Raw genomic sequence first — 18,874 nt, 5'->3', positions numbered from 1 at the left:
CACGTGTTACTCACCCGTTCGCCGCTCGAGTACCCCGAAGGGCCTTTCCGCTCGACTTGCATGTGTTAAGCACGCCGCCAGCGTTCGTCCTGAGCCAGGATCAAACTCTCCAACAAAAATATTTGTTGAACAATCATCCTGACAACAAAAGTGTTGCCAAAGGAATCCCAACCAGCAGACCCTCCCAAAGAAGAGCCAACCAGTCCGGGGTATAAATCAATTTGGCACTGGCTTATCAAGCACCCTGTTGAGTTCTCAAAGAACAACCACACACCATCCGAAAGCCCCACACCGTGGAGCCCCCAGCCGGGGCATTTCGTCCGTTACACCCGGCGCTCTCGCGCCGGGCACTTTTACTACGTTACCTCACCGTCTCTGCCGTGTCAAACCGTGTGTCCCGGTCTGTCACGCTTCGTACGGGTCGGCGCCGCTGAACACGCGCAGCGGCGAACCGCTGTGCCTGGTCATCGGATTTGGCAGGCCGGCCGCTGCGGTTTCCCGCAAGCTCGCCCGGTGCCCTGCCGGTCGTCAACCTTACCCGGTCGGTTTCGCTCCGCCAAATCCGCCCTGCGGCGTTTCAACGAGCCCCGCCCGGTCCGGCTCCGTCGAGGTGGTCCTCGGCGGTTTCCGGGTGCCAACCTCGGTTCGCGGCCCCGGGATCTTCGTCCCGTTTGCCCCGTTCCGCGGTGGCAGAGAGAAAGTTACGCGGCCTCGGGTTTGATCGTCAAATCCAGGGGCAGCGTCCCGCGTCACATCATCATCGCAGAGCTATCTGCCCTGCTCAGCGGTCCTGCGTGGGTCGGCGGCGGGCCGTGAGCCAGCCCCGGACACCGAGCACCCCGACGGTCGTACCGATGGCCAGCGAGGCCGCGATGAGCAGAGCGTGCACCCAGAGGAAGCTGGTCGGGCTTCCCTCGCCGACCGCGCCGACCGACCACGCCCGCGGGTCGTTCCAGATGGCGACCGCGAACCTCGGCCAGATCACCCAGGTCCAGATCCCGACCCCGACCAGGAACACCGACCAGCCACGCGACAGCACCATGGCTGGCCAGTATGCCAGCGGGCCGTCGGCGCAGGTCAGGAGCGCGGCGCCCGGAGCATGCGGAAGGTCAGCGAGTAGCGAAGCGCCGGCACCGGCGGGATGCTGTGCTGCCACGCGGTCCGGGCCGCCCCGCTCAGCACGTAGCCGGAACGGGGCGCCAGCTCCACCTCGTACACCCGGCGGTTCTCCCCGGTGCCCCGCTGGAACCGCAACCGGCACGCGGAGCCCAGCGAGAGGCCGACGACGGTCGGACCGAAGGCGGGCGCGTCGCGGTGCCAGCCGATGACGGAGTCCGGCGGGTAGCGGGTGACGAGCGTCTGGGCGAGCGCCTCCGGGTCGACCCCGGCGAGCGCCGCGCACCGTTCGCGCACCCAGCGCAGCGCCACCGGCAGCGCCTCCGTCGCGGTGAGCTGGAAGGAGCCGTAGTCGTAGTCGTAGCCGAAGTGCCGGACGGTGCGCCGGGCGACCTGCCCGTGCATGCGGACCTCGTGGAAGTCGAGCGCGTCGAGGGTCGCGAGCAGGGAGCGTTCCTCGTCGTCGTCGACCAGGTCCGGCTGGTACGTGAGTCCCGCCGGCCGCTCGTGGATTCCGCGCATCCTGCCCACGGGGTGACCGTAACGGCGGGCCGGTCCGCACGCCGCGCGAATCCGGCCCGCCATCCGCTGGTCAGAAGCAGGCGACCGCCCCGCCGATCGCCGGGTTCGCCCGGTCGTGGTGGTGGACGACGCCCGCCGGGTCGGTCATCGACCCGCCCCAGATCGCGCAGCCGGCGCCGAGGTAGAGGTGGACCGGCCCGGCGGCGTAGCTCCGGCTGCCCTCGTCCACCCGGAAGGGCGTCCACTCGGGTCGAGGTAGACGCGGGTCCCGGTGAGCGTGCCGACGTACGCGGACTTGAGGGTGACCGTGCAGCCGTACCCGGTGAGGGGGTTGCGGAGGAGGTGGACGGTGCCGAGCCGCGCGCCGGTGGCGGCGTCGTGGATCGGGTCCTGGTCCACGGCGACGTAGCCGAGCCCGCAGAGCGCCTCCGGGGTGTACGGGTTGAACACGGCGCCCCGCGCGCCGGTGGCCGGCAGCACCACCAGGGCGGCCGCTGCCACCGCGGTCGCGATTCGTCCAATGACCCGCTGCATCTGTTTTCCCTTTCCCTGTGCCGACGGATGCGGGACCAGAATGGTGCGGTTGCCGGCCCGGTCGAATGTGCGCGGCGGACACTCCGGTCCGCTTTCCGGTGTGCCGGACGGCCGCGACACCACCCACCACCTGCGCCGGAGCCACGGGGCAGATCGGCGGGCGCCGATTATGAGCTATCTCGCAGAAACGGCGGCGGGGAGTTCGGAATTGCATTCGTGTTTCCCTCATTGGCCCGTCGGGCACTGTTTCGGGTGGCGAGACGACGACACCGGAGGTGGCACCATGCAGCCGTTCAATCCGTGGCTCTGGCGGGACCCGTCCGCGCTGGCGGGCGGCTACGACCAGACCCGCCCCGACGACGTGCCGCGGCAGCGCCCGGAGGGCGACGCCGACGGTGGCCCCGACGCCCCCGGCCCGGGCACGCCGATCGACCTCACCGGCTACCGGGTGGAGGCGACCGACGGCCGGATCGGCGCGGTCGACCGGGCGAGCGACGACGCCGGCGCGGGCTACCTCGTGGTGGACACCGGGCCGTGGATCTTCGGCCGGAAGGTGCTGCTGCCGGTCGGCACGGTGGCCCGGGTCGACCACCTGGAGCGCGTCGTGCACGTGGACCGGACCCGGGACCAGGTCAAGGAGTCACCGGCCTTCGACCCGGACGACTTCGACCGCGCCGGTTACCGCGAGCAGGTCGGCGACTACTACGCCGAGAGCTACCGGCGGGACTGACCAGGCCGTTCCGGTCTGCGCGCGGAGTGGTGGACCGGCTACCGTGTCAGGCATGGTCCGGCCGAGCACCTGCGCCCCGGAGACCCTCGACGGTCTCCCGGCGGCTGCCGCTCCGGTTCTCCCGGCCCGTGTCGACGACGGTCGGGAGCAGATCCTCGACGTCCTCCGTGCCGGTGGGCTGCGGTTCCGCGCCGGCGGGCGATGGCGGCGCTCGCACTGACGAGCCAACCCCACTGATCCGGGCACACCCCGGGTCCTGTCCCGCGCGCCCGCGCGTCCTCCACCGAAACAGCCACGAGAGGCGTACGACCATGTCCGCAGCACGGATGCTCACCGGTGACCGCCCGACCGGGCGGCTGCACCTGGGCCACTACGTCGGCAGCATCGCCAACCGGGTGAAGCTGCACCAGCGCTACGAGAGCTTCTTCATCATCGCCGACCTGCACATGCTCACCACGCGGAACGGCCGCGAGGACATCGAGCAGGTCTCCCGCAACGCCCGCGAGATGGTGACCGACATCCTCGCCGCCGGCGTCGAGCCGGATCGGGCCACCTTCTACCTCCAGTCGGCGATCCCCGAGGTCGGCGACCTGAACACCCTGTTCCAGAACCTGGTCACCGTGCCCCGGCTGGAACGGGTCCCGTCGCTCAAGGAGATGAGCCGGGACGCCGGCAAGGAGGAGATGCCGTACGGGCTGCTCGGCTATCCCGTCCTCCAGGCCGCCGACATCCTCTGCGTGAAGGGGCAGGTCGTGCCGGTGGGCAAGGACAACGCCGCGCACGTGGAGGTGACCCGGGAGATCGCCCGGCGCTTCAACCACCTCTACGGCGAGGTGTTCCCCGTGCCGGAAATGATCATGTCGGAGACGCCCACCCTGGTCGGCACCGACGGCGCCGGGAAGATGAGCAAGAGCCGGGGGAACGCCATCGCGCTCTCCGACGACCCGGCCACCGTGCGGCGCAAGGTCATGGGGATGTACACCGACCCGAACCGGGTCCGGGCCGACGTGCCGGGCACGGTCGAGGGGAACCCCGTCTTCGCGTACCTCGACGTGTTCCACACCGACCGCGCCACGGTCGAGGAGCTGAAGGGGCGCTACCGCGCCGGCCGGGTCGGCGACGTCGAGGTCAAGGAGGAGCTGGCGGGCGCGCTCAACCGGTTCCTCGACCCGGTCCGGGAGCGGCGGGCCCGGTTCGAGGGGCAACCCGGCCTGGTCGACGAGCTGATCGTCGAGGGCACCGAGCGGACCCGCGCCGAGGTGCGCCGCACCCTTGTCGAGGTCCGCCGGGCGATGGGCCTCACCAGCGCGTACACCCAGGTGCGGCGGAGGGCCGAGCGCTACCGCAAGGCCGTCGACACGCCGGCCTGACCTTCCGGGTACGCCGACCGGCCGGGCCCGGGTACGGCCTTGCGCCGCCCCCGGGCCGGCCGGTTAGGCTGCTCCCATGACCAGCTCGCACGCGTACCCGACGGCGTCCTTCGACGTCCTGTTCGGCGCGCTGCGACGCCGGCGGTCCCGCGACCGCCTGCGCTGAGCATTCCTCACTGCGACCGGCGGATCGAGCCGCCGGTCACCGCCGATCGTCCTCGGTCCGCCCGCATCCCCGTCCGGTGATCCGCGTGTGGCGGATCCGAGCGAGATCGGCGTACCCATGGATCTGGAGAAACTGCTGACCGGCCGGCTGGCGCCGGCGTTCGCGACGGTGGCCGGCGCGCCGGTCGACCCGGTCGTGCGGCGCTCCCAGCGCGCGGACTTCCAGTCCGACGCGGCCCTGGCCCTGGCCCGGCGGCTCGGCCGGCCACCGCGCGCCGTCGCCACCGAGGTGCTGGAACGCGCGGACCTGGCCGACCTCTGCAGCGCCGCGGAGGTGTCCGGTCCGGGTTTCCTCAACCTGACCGTCGCCGACGGCGCCCTGGCCGGGCTGGTCTCGGCGCTGGCCACCGACCCGCGGCTCGGGGTGCCGGCGACCAGCGCGCCGGAGACGGTGGTGGTCGACTACTCGGCGCCGAACGTGGCGAAGGAGATGCACGTCGGGCACCTGCGCTCGACGGTGATCGGGGACGCGGCGGCCCGGCTGCTGGAGTGGCTGGGGCACCGGGTGCTGCGGGCCAACCACCTGGGCGACTGGGGCACGCCCTTCGGCATGCTGATCGAGCATTTGGTCGACCTGGGCGAGGCCGAGGCGGCGCAGGAGCTGTCGATGGGCGACCTCGACTCGTTCTACAAGGCGGCCCGGACCAAGTTCGACGCGGACGAGGCGTTCCGGGAGCGGTCCCGGCTGCGCGTGGTGGCGTTGCAGGGCGGCGACCCGGCGACGCTGCGGCTGTGGCGGCTGCTCGTGGAGCAGTCCGAACGCTACTTCCTGACCGTGTACGACCTGCTCGACGTGACCCTCACCGAGCGGGACTTCCACGGCGAGAGCAGCTACAACGACCTGCTCGGCCCGGTGGTGGAGGAACTGGACCGGCTCGGGCTGCTGCGCCAGAGCGACGGGGCGGCCTGCGTGTTCCCGCCCGGCTCGGTGGGCCGGGACGGTGAACCGCTGCCCCTCATCGTGCGCAAGTCCGACGGCGGGTACGGCTACCCGGCGACCGACCTGGCGGCCATCCGGCACCGGACCGGCACGCTGGGCGCGACCCGGCTGCTCTACGTGGTCGGGCTGCCGCAGCGGCGGCACTTCGAGATGGTCTACGCCGCCGCCGCGCAGGCCGGTTGGCTGGCCCCGCCGGCCCGGGCCGAGCACGTCGGGTTCGGCTCGATCCTCGGGCCGGACGGGCGGATGCTGCGCAGCCGGGCCGGCGGGTCGGTGAAGCTGGTCGGGCTGCTGGAGGAGGCGGTGGCCCGCGCCACCGCGCTGGCCCGGGAGCGGAACCCGGAGCTGGGCGAGACGGAGGCGGCCGAGGTCGGCCGGGCGGTCGGCATCGGCGCGATCAAGTACGCCGACCTGTCGAGCGACCGGCACAAGGACTACGTGCTCGACTGGGAACGGATGCTGTCCCTGGACGGCAACACCGCGCCCTACCTCCAGTACGCGTACTCCCGGATCAGGTCGATCTTCCGGCGGGCCGGGGTGGCGGCCCGGCCGGAGGCGGCGATCTCGCTGGCCGAGCCGGCCGAGCGGGCTCTCGCCTTCGAGCTGGTCGGCTTCGGTGCGGTGGTCGGCGAGGTGGCGGAGAACCTGGAGTTCCACCACCTGACCGCCTATCTGTCCCGGCTCGCCGCCGCGTTCAGCGCGTTCTACGAGCGGTGCCCGGTACTGCGGGCCGACGAGCCGGTCCGGGAGAGCCGGCTCGTGCTCTGTGACCTGACCGCGCGGGTGCTCGGGCAGGGCCTGCACCTGCTGGGCATCCGCACACCGGAGCGCCTGTGAATTCGAAAGCGGGATGAGCGGGTGCCGCCCTGGCGGGCGGCACCCGGTCAGCCCGGGTTTAGTGGACGGGCCGTCGGGCAAGCGGCCCGGGTCGCAGCAGGGCTGGAACGGGAAGATCTGTGGGAGGCAGCCATGCGCTCACCGCCCCCGGCTGAAGCGAGAGTGACGATCGAGCGCCGGGTCACGGAGGTCTTCGACTTCTACCGCGACTTCCACAACCTGCCCCGCTTCCTGGGCGACGTCGTGGCCAGTGAGCAGATCGGGCCGGCGACATTCCGCTGGACGATCCAGGGACCGCTCGGCGTCCGGCTGGGATCCACGGTCCGGCTCGTCGAGGAGCGCGCGAACGAGCTGCTGCGGTACGCGACCACCGTTCCGGCCGGGATGCGCACCCAGTGGACGGTACGGTTCGGCCCGGGGCCGGAACCGGACCGGACCGAGGTCCACGAGGTGCTGAGGACACCCTTCGGAGCACTGGGCCGCATCGCCCTGACGCTGATCGGGAAGCCGCCCGCCGCCGAGGTGGCGGCGAACCTGCGCAGGCTCAAGCAGCTCCTGGAGACGGGAGAGGTCACCGACACCGCGCACGCGGTCGCCGGCAAGTTCGAGCGGACAGCCGTCAGCGATCACCGCCATCCGGATTGACCAGGGTCCGGCTACCAGTACTTGCCACAGGCCGGCTCGAGCTTGTTGACCGCGCTTTCCAGGGCGCTGGTGTCGCTCGCCACGCTCACGAGCCCTTCCACATCGAAGGGCCTGACTGCGCGGATGTAGGCGTACTTCCGGTCTGCGGCCACGGCCAGCGCCCTGAAGTTGCTCCGCAGCGTGCGGTCGGTCTGCTCGGCGGCAACCTTGTTCGCCACCGCCTCGAGGTCGACCAGCCGCGTGATCGTCTCCGTCCGGGCGGCGGCGACCTCCGTCTCCGACGTGGCACTACCGGCGATGATGACCAACGCGGCCAGGCCGGCGATGGCCTTTTCCAGCGGACCCTTGACGGCGGTGCAGGCCGCCTTGTTGCTCGTGGTGGCCGCTTGTGTGGCCTTCTTGGTTGTGGGCGCCGGTGCGGGAGCGGTCGAGGACCGCGCGGCCTTGGAGGATCGTGGGGTCGGCGAGGGCTCGGGTGCGCGGCTCGGTGTGGCCGCCGGCGCCGCCGTCGGCGTGGGGGCGAGCGACTCCGCGGAGGCACTCCACTCCGCAGCGGTGGGCGTGGCCGGCATCTCGGAGGCGTCGCCACACGCCGAAGCGGCGAGCAGCGCCGCCACAACCACCACGCCGAGCCCGACCCGTCGCATCATCAACGTCGCATCCCTCTCACGATCTTCGCGGAGCGGTGACGCTACCCGGCCGACCAGGTGTCGAGATCAACCGAAACCGCAGCTTCTGCCGTCGACCGGCGCAGGACATCTGACGGTCCGGCGGGGTCTGGCGATGCGCCCACGCGGTCGCCGGCCGATCCGGCCCCGGTGGCCACCACATCCGCAGGAGTACGTCTCCGGTGACGGCGCTAGCATCGGCTACCCGGCACCATTGCGGCCGGCTCTCGGAAGGAGCGGCGATGGCGGACGTGTCGGTCGAAATTCCATCGCCACTGAGCGAGTGCATCACCTTCTGCGAGGTGGTGTGTGTCCGCGAGTGCTGCGGAATCGACGCCGTCTCTACCGATCCCGCCGTCGTCGAGGCGTGGTGCCGCCAGGTGGGGTCGACCGCGGTGGTCGAGGCTCGGCTACAACTCGCCGAGCTGATCGAGGTGGTCAAGGACCGCTCGCACCGCGTCACGTCGACATTCCTGAACCATCGCACGCCCGACGACGCCGCGCGGCGTCAGTTGCTGGACTTCCTGGCCGCACTCGAAGCAGGACTGGCGGCCGGCGATGCGTCGTGAGCGGTCAAGATCGGTTTCACGAAACGGCCCTCACCTGCTGCGCGCCCGGCGGACGACTCCGGTTCGGGGCAGTGAAGACGGACGGGTCCGAGCGGGCTGTGGCCTTGCCGGCCGGACTGGTCGAGGTGCTGCGTGGTCATCGGGCTCTGCAGCGGGCCGAGCGGGAGGCTGCCGGTGATCGCCGGCAGGAGCATGGCCTTCTGCTCCCGACGAAGATCGGCACGCCTGTCGATCGGCTTGGCTGTACCGATGCCTGTACGGCCAAGAACCCTCGCGCCCTTGCGTCCGCCCTCGCTCGGCTCCATGATCCGATCACCGGGAACGTGGAGGAGCACATGGGCGCCTGGGATGACGGTCCGTTCGACAACGACAGCGCCGCCGACTGGTGCGGTGACCTCCACGATGCCGATCCGCCTGCCCGGCCGGCAATGGTTCGCGCCGCCCTGACAACGGCAGCACTCGACACCGGGTACCTCGACCATGACGATGCCGCCTCGGCCATCGCCGCAGCGGCAATCGTGGCGTCTCAGATGCCCGGCGGAGAGCCGATAACCTCGCCGTACGCGCCGGACTTCCTGCTTGCTGGTGAATCCCTTGACCTGGACGACGACCTGCCACAGCTGGCGGTCGAGGCACTTGACCGGGTCCTCGGCCACGACTCGGAATGGCGGAGCCTATGGGGCGAGGCGGGAGTGAGTGAGTTCCCGCAGATCAACAAGCTTCGCGCAGTGCTGTCCGGTCCGCCCGAACTGCCCGGTCAGATCGCGCTGCTCTGAAGTGGCCGGAAGGTCGCTGGGTAAACCCACCCCTGCGCGTGCCGCTCCTCTGGCTCAAGCCCATCTCCGCCGTGAGTCCGCACATCCTGGGACGGGCCTGCTACGGGCTGACTGTGCCGGACATATTGCTGACACGGCCTAGGGCGTCGAAGTCGACGCGCAAGGTGGAGCCGCCGGTATGGTGCGCGGTCACCGATGTGGGTGTCGGGTCGAGGCGCCAGGACTGCTGGTGCAGGAACGACTCCACGGCGATGCGGTGGTCCACCGGAAAGCCCTGAATGACCTCGCTCAGAATGCTTAGCGCGCGCTCCGGCCGGATCGGTGCGGTGATCTGCGGCGGGGCGTCGTCGAGGTGAAAGAAGACCGCGCCGCCGGGAAACGGGCCGCGGTAGTAACACCGGCCGGTCAGGCCGGAGGCCAGCAGGGCGAGGCGGTGACCGTCGACGCGCTGAAGCGCGAACGTGGGCTCGGTGAGCTCGGCAACTCCGTGGCGATGACCGTACTCGCGGAGCCAGCCGCACAGATGCAGCAGCGCTGGTGGCAGATTGCTCGCCTCGTTGGCCCATGCCCACAGCCAGCTGCCGTCGTCGTGGCTCTCCGTACCGAGGAGCTGGATGCGATACCGCAGGTCGTCGCCGAACATCACGATGCCGCTGGTCAGGTCGAGTTGCCAGCCGCGCTCGCCGATCAGGTCGCCTAGCGCCATTTGACGGGCCAGTCCGGTGGCGACATGCGACGCAAAGAGTCGATCAAACGTCAGCATCGCCGCAGTGTGCCAGACCGTGAGGTGCCGCGTGTCGACGCATGCGGTGCGGATCCCGGGTCCGGGAAGCTGCACCGAGGCCATCCCGAAGCGTCCGGTGCCCGCCGGCCGGGCGAAGACCTCCGGCATGATCACATAAACACTGGCCGGCATGGGAGTGCGCCCACGGCCGCTCACATGCCACCGACTGCAACCAGGACGGCTGCGCAACCGAGGCCGGCTGAGAGCGTCGTGGCTCCCAGCATGGCTCCCACGAGCGTCCAGGCGCTGATCCCGGCAGATACGGAAAGCCCCCGACCTTGCCATTCTGGCTGGTCGGGGGCTTTCTCCTGCACTGTGCGCCCGAAGGGACTCGAACCCCTAACCTTCTGATCCGTAGTCAGATGCTCTATCCATTGAGCTACGGGCGCTTGCTGCTCGGCCAGTCTACACACCGGCTTTTGCGCGGAGACTCCGGGATTCGAACCCGGGAGGGGCTTTAAGACCCCAACCGCATTAGCAGTGCGGCGCCATAGACCAGACTAGGCGAAGTCTCCCTGGTGGCCCGGAGACCACCGCGCCCGAGGATACAGGTCCGTACCCACCCGGGGCAAAGCGACTACCGGGAAGGCCCCACCCCCAGCGTTTTCGCCGTGTGCCAGGTCACGCTCGGGTCTACGCTCCATCGATATGCAGGAGCAGCCGCCGAGCGATCCGCCCCGTCGCGAGCCCGCCGCCCAGGCCCGGCGGAGCCGCTCCCCACGTCCGACTTTCACGCCGCCACCCACGCCCGAGCCCGCTCCGGCCGAGGTGGCGGACGACATGCCACCGCGGCCGCGGACCGCGCCTGTCGTCCTGTTCCAGCCACCCGACCCGGCGCAGGCCACCCCGCTCGCTGCCGGCGCGCCAGCAACCCCACACCAGCGTCCGCCCGCGGAGACCGCCGCCGATCCGGGCACGCCGGCCAGCGTCGTCGCCGCCACCGACCGGGGTACGCCGGCCGTCGCACCGCCACCGGCCACCGCCCCCGCCGATGAGGCGGTGATCGAGGAGGCCCCGAAGCGGACCCGCCGTGCGCCGGCGCCGAAGAAGGCCGCCCCGGCGAAGAAGCGGACTGCGGCGGCACAGAAGTCCGCCGCCACGGCTCCGGTGCCGCCCGCCGAGGCCCCGACGTCGGGCGCGGCCGCACCCGAGCCCGGCACGGTGCAGCCGGCCGAGGCAGCGACGGAGACCGGCACGCCGGCGCGGACCGGCCGGGCGCGGAAGAGCGCGACGGCCACCCCGGCGAAGAAGGCGGCGGCGAAGCGGACACCGGCCCGCCGGGCGTCCGCCACCCCGGCCGCCGTCCAGCCGGACGTCGCCGAGCCCGCCCTCGGTCAGGCCGCGGACGACCGTCCCGCCGAGCGGAATCCCGCCGAGCCGGATCCCGCCCAGACGCCGGCCGAGGCGGATCCCACTCAGGCCCGAGCCGAGCCGGATCGCACACAGACCCCGGCCGCGCCGGATCCCGCGCAGACCCGGTCCAGCCAGGTTGCCGCAGTGAGCTCGGAGGATCCGGATGCCGCGCCGACCCTGGCCAGGCCGGATGCCGCGTCGACCCCGGCCAGGCCGGGCACATCGCAGGGACGGGCGGAACTGGCTGCCGCCGAGGTCCCGGTCGGGCAGGCCGGCCAACCGAATCCGACAGCCGAAGCGGAGCCGGGCCCGGCGAACCCCGCCACCCCACCAACACCCGCCCGGGAGGTCGTTCCCGTGACGGCCATGCAGGCCGACCGGCGGGTGGAGAGCCAGGGCTGGCGGGAGGCCACGGCCCGCGTACTCGATCACCCTGGCTTCGCACCCGAGCTGCTGGCCCTCGCCGCGGTGGACGCCCTCGGTCCGCGCGCCGCCACCTGGGTACAGCGGACCCGCGACGCCTATCCCGACGCCGACGCCGACGGGCTGGCCCGGCTGGTGACCCGGCGGTTCGTCCGGCTGGCCGGTGCGGGTGGCGCGCTCGCGGCAGGCGCCGGCCTGTTCGCGCCGGTGGCGGAGCTCACGGCGGTGCTCTGGACCCAGGCCAATCTGGTGCTGCACCTGGCCGCCGTCTATGGCCGGGACCCGGCGCATCCGGACCGCGTGGTCGAGCTGCTGGTGCTGACCCAGGTGCACCCGGACGCCGCCACGGCCCGCGCCGCGCTGGATGGGCTGCGCTCGGCCGGCGCTCCGGCGGAGGGGTCGTTGTCCCGGGCAGCCGAGGCGGCCTGGCGGCTGGCCACCCCGCTGGTCGCGCAGGCCGCCGGCTGGCTGGCCCTCCGGCTGGCCGCGCGGCTGCTCCCCGGTGCGGCGGCGCTGGCCGCGGCAACGGGAGACACGACCGCGGCCGAACGCCTGGCCGCCCGCGCCACCAGCCTCTACCGCCCGGCCCGCCGCTGATCCACTCCAGCTCGGCGAGGTGGCGCGGTCCGGCACCCGGAGACACCGCCACCTCCCGCGAGCTGGCGACCGGGGCCCGCGTCAGAGCCAGCCGAACCAGGACTTCGGGAGAAGGGCGTAGCCGACAAAGGCGACCACGTCGAGCAGGGTGTGCGCGACGATCAGCGGCCCGACCCGCCGGGTGCGCAGGTAGAACAGGCCGAAGATCACGCCCATCACGGCGTTGCCGAGGAACGCGCCGAAGCCCTGGTAGAGGTGGTAGGAACCGCGCAGCACGGCGCTCGCCGCGAGCACGGCGCCGAGCCGCCACTGGAGCTGCCGCAGCCGGGTGACCAGGTAGCCGACCACGATCACCTCCTCCAGCACGGCGTTCTGCACGGCGGCGAGGATGAGCACCGGCACCGCCCACCAGAGGGGCGGCAGGGCGGCCGGGACGAGGGTGGCGTTGATCCCGAGCTGGGCGGCCGCCCAGAACAGGGCCAGACCGGGCAGGCCGATCAGCGCGGCCAGCCCCGCGCCCCGGAGGAGGTCCGGCCCGGGCCGGGTGAGGTCGGCGCCGAGCGCCCGCGCCGGGTCGCCGGGGTCGCGCGCCAGCAGGTGTACGGCGAGCAGCACCGGCAGCAGCGCGAACAGGATCCCGAGCAGCTGGTACGTCAGGTCGAGATACGGCCGGGCCGACGCGGAGGTGTTCAGCGCGGCGGTCTGCTTCGACAGCCCGCCCGTGGCGGTCAGCTTGGCGACCAGCGAGACCAGGGCGTACACGGCCGACTGGCCGAGGGAGAGGCCGAGCACGAGCAGCGTCTCGGTGCCCAGGGTCCGGCGGGAGACCGGACGGGTCAGCTCGTCAACCGTCACCGGACCACTGTGCCGCACCCGGGGGGCGGTCGGCACGTCCCGACGGCCAGGTGAGCCGATCGCACATTCTGTGCGACCGGCCGGCACGCTCCGTGGAGATTCTGTGGGGGCCGATCCGCCCGTCCGGAGAAGGAGCGTGCCCTGTGGAGAACTTCGCGCGGTTGCTGAAGGAGAGCTGGACCCTTGTCGAGGAGGACCGGGAGCGGCTCAGCGGTCACTTCTACGCCCGCCTGTTCCTCCTCGACCCGGCGCTGCGCGGCCTCTTCCCGGTGCAGATGAACGGCCAGGGTGACCGGATCCTGGAGGCGATCGTCACGGCCACCCAGACGGTGGACGACCCGGAGAGCTTCGACGAGTACCTGCGCGCGCTGGGCCGGGACCATCGGAAGTTCCACGTCGAGGCGAGCCACTACGCGACCATGGGCGTCGCCCTGCTGGACGCGCTGCGCAGCACCGCGGGGGACGGCTGGAACCTGGAGTACGACCAGGCGTGGCGGGAGGCGTACGCGAGCATCACCGAGCGGATGCTGGCGGGCGCGGCGGCCGACGACGACCCGCCGTTCTGGCACGCCGAGGTGCTCACCCACGAGCGGCACGGCCCGGACACGGCGGTGCTGACGGTGCGCGCCCTCCAGCACCCGATGACCTGGCAGGCCGGCCAGTACGTCAGCGTCGAGGCGCCCCGCTACCACCCGCGGGTGTGGCGGACGTACTCGGTGGCGAACGCCCCCAACGAGGAGAACGTGCTGGAGTTCCACGTGCGGACGCCGGCCGGGGCGGCGGGCTGGTTGTCCGGGGCGCTGGTCCGCCGGACCAGGCCGGGCGACCTCCTGCGGGTGGCCGCGCCGATGGGTTCGATGACCCTGGACCGGGCCTCGACCCGGGACATCCTCTGCGTGGCGGGCGGGGTTGGGCTGGCCCCGATCAAGGCGCTGGTGGAGGAGCTGACCCGGGTCAACCGGACCCGCTGGGTGCACGTCTTCTACGGGGCCCGGCGGCCGGCGGACCTGTACGGGCTGCCCGGCCTGGAGAAGCTGGTGGCCGCCCACCCGTGGCTGTCGGTGACCCCGGCGTGCAGCGACGACCCGGACTTCGACGGCGAAGTCGGTGCCATCTCCGACGTGGTCACCCGCTACGGGCCGTGGACCACGCACGACTGCTACGTCTCCGGCTCGGCGGCGATGGTCCGGGCGACGCTGCGCGCGCTGGCCGCCGACGACGTGCCGCCGGACAACATCCGCTACGACACCTTCGGCAACCTGTAGACCTTGCTCCCCCCGAGCCGGGTCGCGTGCCCCTGCCCCCTGGGGCACGCGACCCGGCCCCCGTTCACCGGTGCGCGGGCCGGGCCGGCAACCGGCCCGCGTACCGGAGTTCGTGCGGGTCAGTAGCGCCAGGGTGTGCCGCTCTCCCGGTATTCCTCGACCGGCACCAGCGGCACGCCGGGGGCCATCCGGTCGGCGTAGAGGCGGCCCTCCAGGTGGTCGATCTCGTGGGCGACCAGCCGCGCCATGGCGTACTCGAAGGAGGTGATGACGCGGCTGCCGTCCCACTGGGCGTGCTCGACGTCGATCCGCAGCGGCCGGGGCACCAGGCCGCGGTGGTCGAAGAAGGAGAGGCAGCCCTCGTACTGCTCGTCGGTTTCCCGGGAGCTGTCCACCACCCTGGGGTTGAGCAGGACGACGGGTTCGGCGGCCCGATCGGCGGGGCGGACCAGGGCGGCGGCCCAGCCGAGCCCGAGCTGCGGCGCGGCGATGCCGACCCCCTTGCTGAACGGGTGCAGCTCGTCGAGGCGGACCAGCAGGCCGGAGAGGCGGTCGACCACGTCCCGGGCGAGTTGTTCCTCGCGCGGGAGGTCGAACTGGCGGGCGGGCTGCCGGAGCAGGTCGTCACCGCGCTGCACGATGCCGACGGCGCGCATCCGGTCGCTGGCCCGGATGCGGGTGCCGGGGGCCGGGCCGTCGGGCTCGGCGTCGGGAGGCTGGCTCCGGAACCGCCACTGCATCCGGTAGCGGGCGTTCAGCGGCGGGTCGTCGGTCGCCCACTCGAAGATCGCCCGGCCGCCGTCGTCGCCCCGCAGGATCGGGGTACGCAGCGGCCCCTCCTCGGCGGAGAGGGAGGTCTCGGCACCCCACACCTTGGGGTCGAGGTCGGCGGGGAGGTCGAGGCGCACGGCGAGGTGCCGGGTGGGCAGGCGTACGGCGCGCTGGAACCAGGGGCCCCACTTGTCCCGCCCGACGCGGTACGCGTACTCGATGGTGACCCGGTCGCCGGGGTAGAGCGGGAAGCGGCCCTCGTCGTTCTCGAAGAGCAGCCAGATCTCTTTGAACGCGTCCCGGTCGTGCTTGGCCCGCCAGTGCATCGGCTCCCGCGTGCCCCCGTCGTCCCGGTAGGCGGTGAGTTGCAGCTCGGCGAAGGTGAGCGGGTGCTCCCGGTGGTGCCGGTTGGAGCGGCCGGGGTCGTTGGGGTAGCGGTCGACGGCGACCCGGACCAGGTAGCGGGTGACCGGCTCGGTGCCGGCGTTGTACAGCTCGCGCCGGATCGCGCAGTGGTAGCCGTCGCCGGTGTACGTGAGGGTCGCGGTCTCGCGCTCCACCACCAGCCCGGTGCCCGGCGGCAGCCACTGCCCGGGCACGGGCGGGTCCCGGTGCGCTCCGCCGGAGCGACCGTGCCGCAGCTCGTCGTACTCCCGGAAGCGCTGCCAGATCGCGCCGCTGGCCTCCAGGACGGCCTCGGCGCGGCGGGCGAAGTCCTCGGTGGGCCGGTGCCGGCGCCCCTCGACGTGGCTCACGTACGACGGGTCGAAGCCCATCAGCGTGGCCAACTGCTTCTTGGACAGCCCGCGGCCGGTGCGGTGCCGGGCGAGTTCGGCCGCGAACGAGTCGGCGGCACGCTCGATGGGTGAGGTCGTCATCGGCTTCCTCGTACGCGGGAAGACCATTTTCACGTTCGGTGGCCGAACGTGTACGGAAACTGCCTCGTATTCGACACTCGCCTTGACAATTCAGCGGCGCCCGTCGATGCTTGCGCCGCCTGCCGCCCCGCTCGGCGGCGTTTTCCGCCCATCGCGCCGGGTAGTACGCGACGGGCGACGGAGTGAGCCGGACCTCTCTCCCGAGCCCACCGGGCCACTTCCCTCCACCGGGAAGCTGTGGTTAGGCTAGCCTTAGTCCGAGCCGGCGACACGCGGCGGCCGGTGGGGCGACCAGACAGGGGACGACCAGGTGACTGCGGTGATGCCGGGGTGGGACGTCGCCACCCCGTTCGCCCCGGTCACGGCGACCCTGCGCGCCATGTTCGGCACCGACGACCTGCCTGGCCTCGCGCCCGGCCTGCTGGTGACCGACGGCTCGCCGCACTGGACCCCGGCGACCCGGCTGGTCGACGGCACCCTGCTCCCCGAGTTCCTGCGCGCGGCGGGCCGGCGCTGGGGTGGCACCCCGCACGCCTGCGCCGCGCTGGCCTGGAAGTCCTACAGCTACTGGACGGCGCTGCCGGCCGTGCTCGGCTGGGCCTCGGCCCGGCGGGTGCCGCTGCTCGACCCGGCCGACGTGCTGGTCCACTTCGAGGACCACCACCAGCTGCTGACCCTCGGCCTGCGCAGCTCGACCACGGTCGCGGTGCTTCCCGGTGACCCGCTGGCGCTGGCCGGCGGCCCCGGCGTCCGGGTGGTCGCCGACGAGGCCGCGCTGCTCGACGCGCTGCGCGCCACGCTGCTCGACGCCCACTTCGCGCCGCTGATCGAGGCCATCCAGGGCGAGGTCCGGATCGGCACCCGTACCCTTCTCGGCTCGGTCGCCTCCGGCATCGCGCACGGCATCCTGCGTGCCTCGGACGCGCTCCCCGGCTCCTCCACCGCGACCATCACCACGCTGCTGGACGCGCTCGACCTGAGCGACCTGGTCGAGCTGGTGCCCGGCCCCGCGGGCGAACCCACCGTGCAGCGGCGCACCTGCTGCCTCGCCTTCACCCTGCCCCGGCCGAAGATCTGCCAGGGCTGCTGCGTCCGCCAGGCCTGACCGGCCGCCGTCCCGGTCAGTCGACCAGTGGGCGCACGTCCCAGAGCCAGACCCCGCCGGTGAATCTCGGTGTGATCCCGGTCAGCTCGGTCATTCCCCGGTACAGCGAGCCGGCCTGCCGCAGCCGCGGATCGAGAACCACCGCGCCCGCCCGCCAGTACCGCAGGTCGTCCACGGCGGCCACCCGGTCCTGCGGGGTGATCGGCGGCACCGCGTCGGTCTGCCGGATGGTGGTGAAGAAGGTGCTGGTGGGACGGGGCGGTGCGGTGAAGAGGGCGACCCGGCCCGCGCCGGGCCGGGTGTCCGGATAGAGGAAGTAGCCGCGGGCCAGCGGCATGTCCAGCCGGGTCTCGGCGGACCAGCGCAGCGGGACGGCGTACGTGGTGTCGGGCAGCGGGAGCGTGACGATGCTGCGGCCGCCGGCCACGTAGGGCCGCCAGGCGCCGGAGGTGACGAAGCTCGGGGTGGGGTCGAGGCGCACCGCGGGCAGCGGGGTCGGCAGGAGCGGCAGCAGCGCCATGGTGAGCACCGTGGCGGTGGCGAACCGGATCTGGCGCCGGGCGCCGGGGTGCCGCCGGGCCAGCCGCCGTACGTGCTCGGCGCCGAGGGCGAGCAGGACGCCCACGATCGGGGTGAGCGCCAGCGACCACCGGGTGGGCACCACCGAGTGCAGGATCGGCAGGTGCTCCAGCGCCGCCCAGGGGCCGGGGATGCCGGTGTCCCGCCCGTCGAAGCGGATCTCGCGGCCGAGCGAGAACAGCACGAAGACCGCGCCGACGGCGGCCAGGCCGAGCACCACGACGTTGCGGCGCAGCCACCAGACCAGCGCGACCGCCAGCACGGCGAGTGGCCAGCCGAAGAAGGCGTTCTCCTCGGTGGCGTTCTTGGCCAGCCAGACGCTGCCCCGCGCGTCACCGGCCAGGGACTCCCGGGACCAGGCGACGTAGGAGGCCAGGTCGGTGCGGTAGCCCCGGATCAACGTGGAGAGCCCCTGGTAGGCGCCGGGGCCGAAGAACTGGACGGAAAGCGGGTACGCCAGCAGCACCCCGGAGAGCACGGCGGCCACGGCGAGCCCGGCGACGAAGGGCCGGGCGGCCGCACGCAGTTCGGGCCTGCCGAGGGCGAGCGCCAGCACCACGACGCCCAGGCCGATGGCGGTCATCAGCAGGATCTCGAGGTTGAGGAAGGCCTGCCAGACGATCAGCAGGCCGAGCAGCACACCGTTGCGCAGCCAGCGGCCCGGCTCGGCGAGGCGCAGCGTCCGCCAGACCAGCAGCGGCACCACGAACTGGCTGACGATGTTCGGGTGGGCGTTGGCGTGCGAGAGCATGGCCGGCGCGAACGCACAGAAGCCGGCGCCCAGCCAGGCCGGGCCGCGAGCACCGATGAGCACCCGGGAGAGGACGAAATACCAGGCCGCGCCGGTAGCGGCCATTCCGAGGGTGAGAAAGAGCAGGAATGACCAGCGGGGCCCGAACAGGACGGTGACCGGCGTCATTGGCAGCGAAATGGATAATACGGACGTATTCGCCATCAGATTGACGCCGTCCGGCACATTCATCCGGTCCGACGTGAAGGGATAGGCGAAATCGGTCACGACGCGCGCACCGTGCGCCATCATCCACTCGAACTGCGCCTGATCGGTGCGGTTGTCCCGCACCCCGTTGGCCGGGTCCAGCCAGAGGCGGGCGGTGATCCAGAAGGCGAGCAGCACGAAACTGAGCACGGCGACGGCGTCGACCCACCTGCCCTGCCCCGGTCGTCCGCCCTCGTCGGGCCCGTCCTCGGCGGCACCACCCGGGGCGGCGTCCGATTCAGGAGTAGTCATGACAATTCAGAGCGTAGTCAGGGTATGGCAGGGCCGTGACATGTTTCTGGGTACTGGCGTACTATGTGCCGGGTTCGCCTACC

Annotated in this window: 18 protein-coding genes, 2 tRNA genes and 1 rRNA gene; 10 read left to right on the top strand and 11 right to left on the bottom strand. The window is 72.2% G+C overall.

Annotated features, from left to right (window positions below; genetic code table 11):
- From GA0070214_RS19325 to GA0070214_RS31535, 4 genes are all read right to left on the bottom strand, one after another.
- A 16S ribosomal RNA gene (locus GA0070214_RS19325) occupies window positions 1–116 on the bottom strand; the annotation flags it as partial.
- 665 nt (window positions 117–781) lie between these two features.
- Entirely contained in the window at window positions 782–1,042 is a 261-nt protein-coding gene (locus GA0070214_RS19320; RefSeq protein ID WP_091265448.1) for an SCO4848 family membrane protein, read from the bottom strand.
- A gap of 35 nt (window positions 1,043–1,077) precedes the next feature.
- Complete coding sequence (locus GA0070214_RS19315; protein ID WP_091265445.1) at window positions 1,078–1,638, bottom strand: alpha-ketoglutarate-dependent dioxygenase AlkB; 561 nt, start codon at window positions 1,636–1,638, stop codon at window positions 1,078–1,080.
- A 144-nt stretch (window positions 1,639–1,782) separates the two neighbouring features.
- Window positions 1,783–2,172 carry a hypothetical protein gene (locus GA0070214_RS31535; protein ID WP_139141877.1) on the bottom strand — a complete coding sequence of 130 codons (390 nt, stop codon included), beginning with the start codon at window positions 2,170–2,172 and terminating at the stop codon, window positions 1,783–1,785.
- Between the two features lie 283 nt (window positions 2,173–2,455).
- Here GA0070214_RS31535 and GA0070214_RS19310 point away from each other — a divergent pair, with 283 nt between their 5' ends.
- The 5 genes from GA0070214_RS19310 to GA0070214_RS19295 all read left to right on the top strand — a co-directional run bounded on the left by GA0070214_RS19310 (window position 2,456) and on the right by GA0070214_RS19295 (window position 6,919).
- Entirely contained in the window at window positions 2,456–2,902 is a 447-nt protein-coding gene (locus GA0070214_RS19310) for a PRC-barrel domain-containing protein (RefSeq protein ID WP_091265441.1), read from the top strand.
- Window positions 2,903–2,954: 52 nt separating this feature from the next.
- A complete protein-coding gene (locus GA0070214_RS31885; RefSeq protein WP_167364291.1) occupies window positions 2,955–3,122 on the top strand; it encodes a hypothetical protein in 168 nt (55 codons plus the stop codon).
- A gap of 91 nt (window positions 3,123–3,213) precedes the next feature.
- Window positions 3,214–4,272: a tryptophan--tRNA ligase gene (gene trpS, locus GA0070214_RS19305; RefSeq protein WP_091265438.1), complete on the top strand. Its 1,059-nt coding sequence runs from the start codon at window positions 3,214–3,216 to the stop codon at window positions 4,270–4,272.
- Window positions 4,273–4,555: 283 nt separating this feature from the next.
- A complete protein-coding gene (gene argS, locus GA0070214_RS19300) occupies window positions 4,556–6,274 on the top strand; it encodes an arginine--tRNA ligase (RefSeq protein WP_091265626.1) in 1,719 nt (572 codons plus the stop codon).
- Between the two features lie 162 nt (window positions 6,275–6,436).
- Window positions 6,437–6,919, top strand: coding sequence for an SRPBCC family protein (locus GA0070214_RS19295; protein ID WP_167364290.1), 483 nt, complete (start codon window positions 6,437–6,439; stop codon window positions 6,917–6,919).
- A gap of 11 nt (window positions 6,920–6,930) precedes the next feature.
- Here GA0070214_RS19295 and GA0070214_RS19290 read toward each other — a convergent pair whose 3' ends face one another.
- Complete coding sequence (locus GA0070214_RS19290) at window positions 6,931–7,569, bottom strand: hypothetical protein (protein WP_091265432.1); 639 nt, start codon at window positions 7,567–7,569, stop codon at window positions 6,931–6,933.
- 260 nt (window positions 7,570–7,829) lie between these two features.
- On the opposite strand from GA0070214_RS19290, the gene GA0070214_RS19285 reads away from it, so the two are divergent.
- Window positions 7,830–8,156: a DUF6331 family protein gene (locus tag GA0070214_RS19285; RefSeq protein WP_091265429.1), complete on the top strand. Its 327-nt coding sequence runs from the start codon at window positions 7,830–7,832 to the stop codon at window positions 8,154–8,156.
- Between the two features lie 71 nt (window positions 8,157–8,227).
- Window positions 8,228–8,932 carry a DUF4259 domain-containing protein gene (locus GA0070214_RS32930; RefSeq protein WP_341845075.1) on the top strand — a complete coding sequence of 235 codons (705 nt, stop codon included), beginning with the start codon at window positions 8,228–8,230 and terminating at the stop codon, window positions 8,930–8,932.
- Window positions 8,933–9,032: 100 nt separating this feature from the next.
- On the opposite strand, the gene GA0070214_RS19275 is transcribed toward GA0070214_RS32930, so the two are convergent.
- The 3 genes from GA0070214_RS19275 to GA0070214_RS19265 form a co-directional block, all read right to left on the bottom strand.
- Entirely contained in the window at window positions 9,033–9,848 is an 816-nt protein-coding gene (locus GA0070214_RS19275) for a DUF6882 domain-containing protein (protein WP_244167761.1), read from the bottom strand.
- A 184-nt stretch (window positions 9,849–10,032) separates the two neighbouring features.
- Window positions 10,033–10,105 (bottom strand) — tRNA-Arg (locus GA0070214_RS19270).
- A 35-nt stretch (window positions 10,106–10,140) separates the two neighbouring features.
- Window positions 10,141–10,231: transfer RNA gene (locus tag GA0070214_RS19265), tRNA-Ser, on the bottom strand.
- Between the two features lie 265 nt (window positions 10,232–10,496).
- Between GA0070214_RS19265 and GA0070214_RS32520 the strand changes: the two genes are divergently transcribed.
- A complete protein-coding gene (locus GA0070214_RS32520) occupies window positions 10,497–12,089 on the top strand; it encodes a hypothetical protein (protein ID WP_244167760.1) in 1,593 nt (530 codons plus the stop codon).
- 81 nt (window positions 12,090–12,170) lie between these two features.
- On the opposite strand, the gene GA0070214_RS19255 is transcribed toward GA0070214_RS32520, so the two are convergent.
- A complete protein-coding gene (locus GA0070214_RS19255) occupies window positions 12,171–12,944 on the bottom strand; it encodes a CPBP family intramembrane glutamic endopeptidase (protein ID WP_091265617.1) in 774 nt (257 codons plus the stop codon).
- A gap of 143 nt (window positions 12,945–13,087) precedes the next feature.
- On the opposite strand from GA0070214_RS19255, the gene GA0070214_RS19250 reads away from it, so the two are divergent.
- A complete protein-coding gene (locus GA0070214_RS19250; RefSeq protein ID WP_091265425.1) occupies window positions 13,088–14,209 on the top strand; it encodes a globin domain-containing protein in 1,122 nt (373 codons plus the stop codon).
- Between the two features lie 119 nt (window positions 14,210–14,328).
- On the opposite strand, the gene GA0070214_RS19245 is transcribed toward GA0070214_RS19250, so the two are convergent.
- Window positions 14,329–15,858: a peptide deformylase gene (locus GA0070214_RS19245; RefSeq protein WP_091265421.1), complete on the bottom strand. Its 1,530-nt coding sequence runs from the start codon at window positions 15,856–15,858 to the stop codon at window positions 14,329–14,331.
- A gap of 322 nt (window positions 15,859–16,180) precedes the next feature.
- Between GA0070214_RS19245 and GA0070214_RS19240 the strand changes: the two genes are divergently transcribed.
- Window positions 16,181–16,963 carry a hypothetical protein gene (locus GA0070214_RS19240; RefSeq protein WP_091265614.1) on the top strand — a complete coding sequence of 261 codons (783 nt, stop codon included), beginning with the start codon at window positions 16,181–16,183 and terminating at the stop codon, window positions 16,961–16,963.
- Window positions 16,964–16,979: 16 nt separating this feature from the next.
- On the opposite strand, the gene GA0070214_RS19235 is transcribed toward GA0070214_RS19240, so the two are convergent.
- Window positions 16,980–18,791, bottom strand: a complete 1,812-nt coding sequence (locus tag GA0070214_RS19235) for a glycosyltransferase family protein (protein WP_091265417.1) — start codon at window positions 18,789–18,791, stop codon at window positions 16,980–16,982.
- Window positions 18,792–18,874: the final 83 nt, after the last annotated feature.

The sequence above is a fragment of the Micromonospora chaiyaphumensis genome, from assembly GCF_900091435.1.
GTDB classification, from domain to species: Bacteria; Actinomycetota; Actinomycetes; order Mycobacteriales; family Micromonosporaceae; genus Micromonospora; species Micromonospora chaiyaphumensis.
This window is presented reverse-complemented; position numbering and strand designations above follow the sequence as displayed.

Excerpts from the sequence above, each read along its gene's own strand:
- GA0070214_RS19320 (WP_091265448.1), bottom strand. The coding sequence starts at position 1,042 with ATGGTGCTGTCGCGTGGCTGGTCGGTGTTCCTGGTCGGGGTCGGGATC.
- GA0070214_RS19315 (WP_091265445.1), bottom strand. The coding sequence starts at position 1,638 with ATGCGCGGAATCCACGAGCGGCCGGCGGGACTCACGTACCAGCCGGAC.
- GA0070214_RS31535 (WP_139141877.1), bottom strand. The coding sequence starts at position 2,172 with ATGCAGCGGGTCATTGGACGAATCGCGACCGCGGTGGCAGCGGCCGCC.
- GA0070214_RS19310 (WP_091265441.1), top strand. The coding sequence starts at position 2,456 with ATGCAGCCGTTCAATCCGTGGCTCTGGCGGGACCCGTCCGCGCTGGCG.
- GA0070214_RS31885 (WP_167364291.1), top strand. The coding sequence starts at position 2,955 with ATGGTCCGGCCGAGCACCTGCGCCCCGGAGACCCTCGACGGTCTCCCG.
- trpS (WP_091265438.1), top strand. The coding sequence starts at position 3,214 with ATGTCCGCAGCACGGATGCTCACCGGTGACCGCCCGACCGGGCGGCTG.
- argS (WP_091265626.1), top strand. The coding sequence starts at position 4,556 with ATGGATCTGGAGAAACTGCTGACCGGCCGGCTGGCGCCGGCGTTCGCG.
- GA0070214_RS19290 (WP_091265432.1), bottom strand. The coding sequence starts at position 7,569 with ATGATGCGACGGGTCGGGCTCGGCGTGGTGGTTGTGGCGGCGCTGCTC.
- GA0070214_RS19285 (WP_091265429.1), top strand. The coding sequence starts at position 7,830 with ATGGCGGACGTGTCGGTCGAAATTCCATCGCCACTGAGCGAGTGCATC.
- GA0070214_RS19275 (WP_244167761.1), bottom strand. The coding sequence starts at position 9,848 with ATGCCGGCCAGTGTTTATGTGATCATGCCGGAGGTCTTCGCCCGGCCG.
- GA0070214_RS32520 (WP_244167760.1), top strand. The coding sequence starts at position 10,497 with ATGCCACCGCGGCCGCGGACCGCGCCTGTCGTCCTGTTCCAGCCACCC.
- GA0070214_RS19245 (WP_091265421.1), bottom strand. The coding sequence starts at position 15,858 with ATGACGACCTCACCCATCGAGCGTGCCGCCGACTCGTTCGCGGCCGAA.
- GA0070214_RS19240 (WP_091265614.1), top strand. The coding sequence starts at position 16,181 with ATGCCGGGGTGGGACGTCGCCACCCCGTTCGCCCCGGTCACGGCGACC.
- GA0070214_RS19235 (WP_091265417.1), bottom strand. The coding sequence starts at position 18,791 with ATGACTACTCCTGAATCGGACGCCGCCCCGGGTGGTGCCGCCGAGGAC.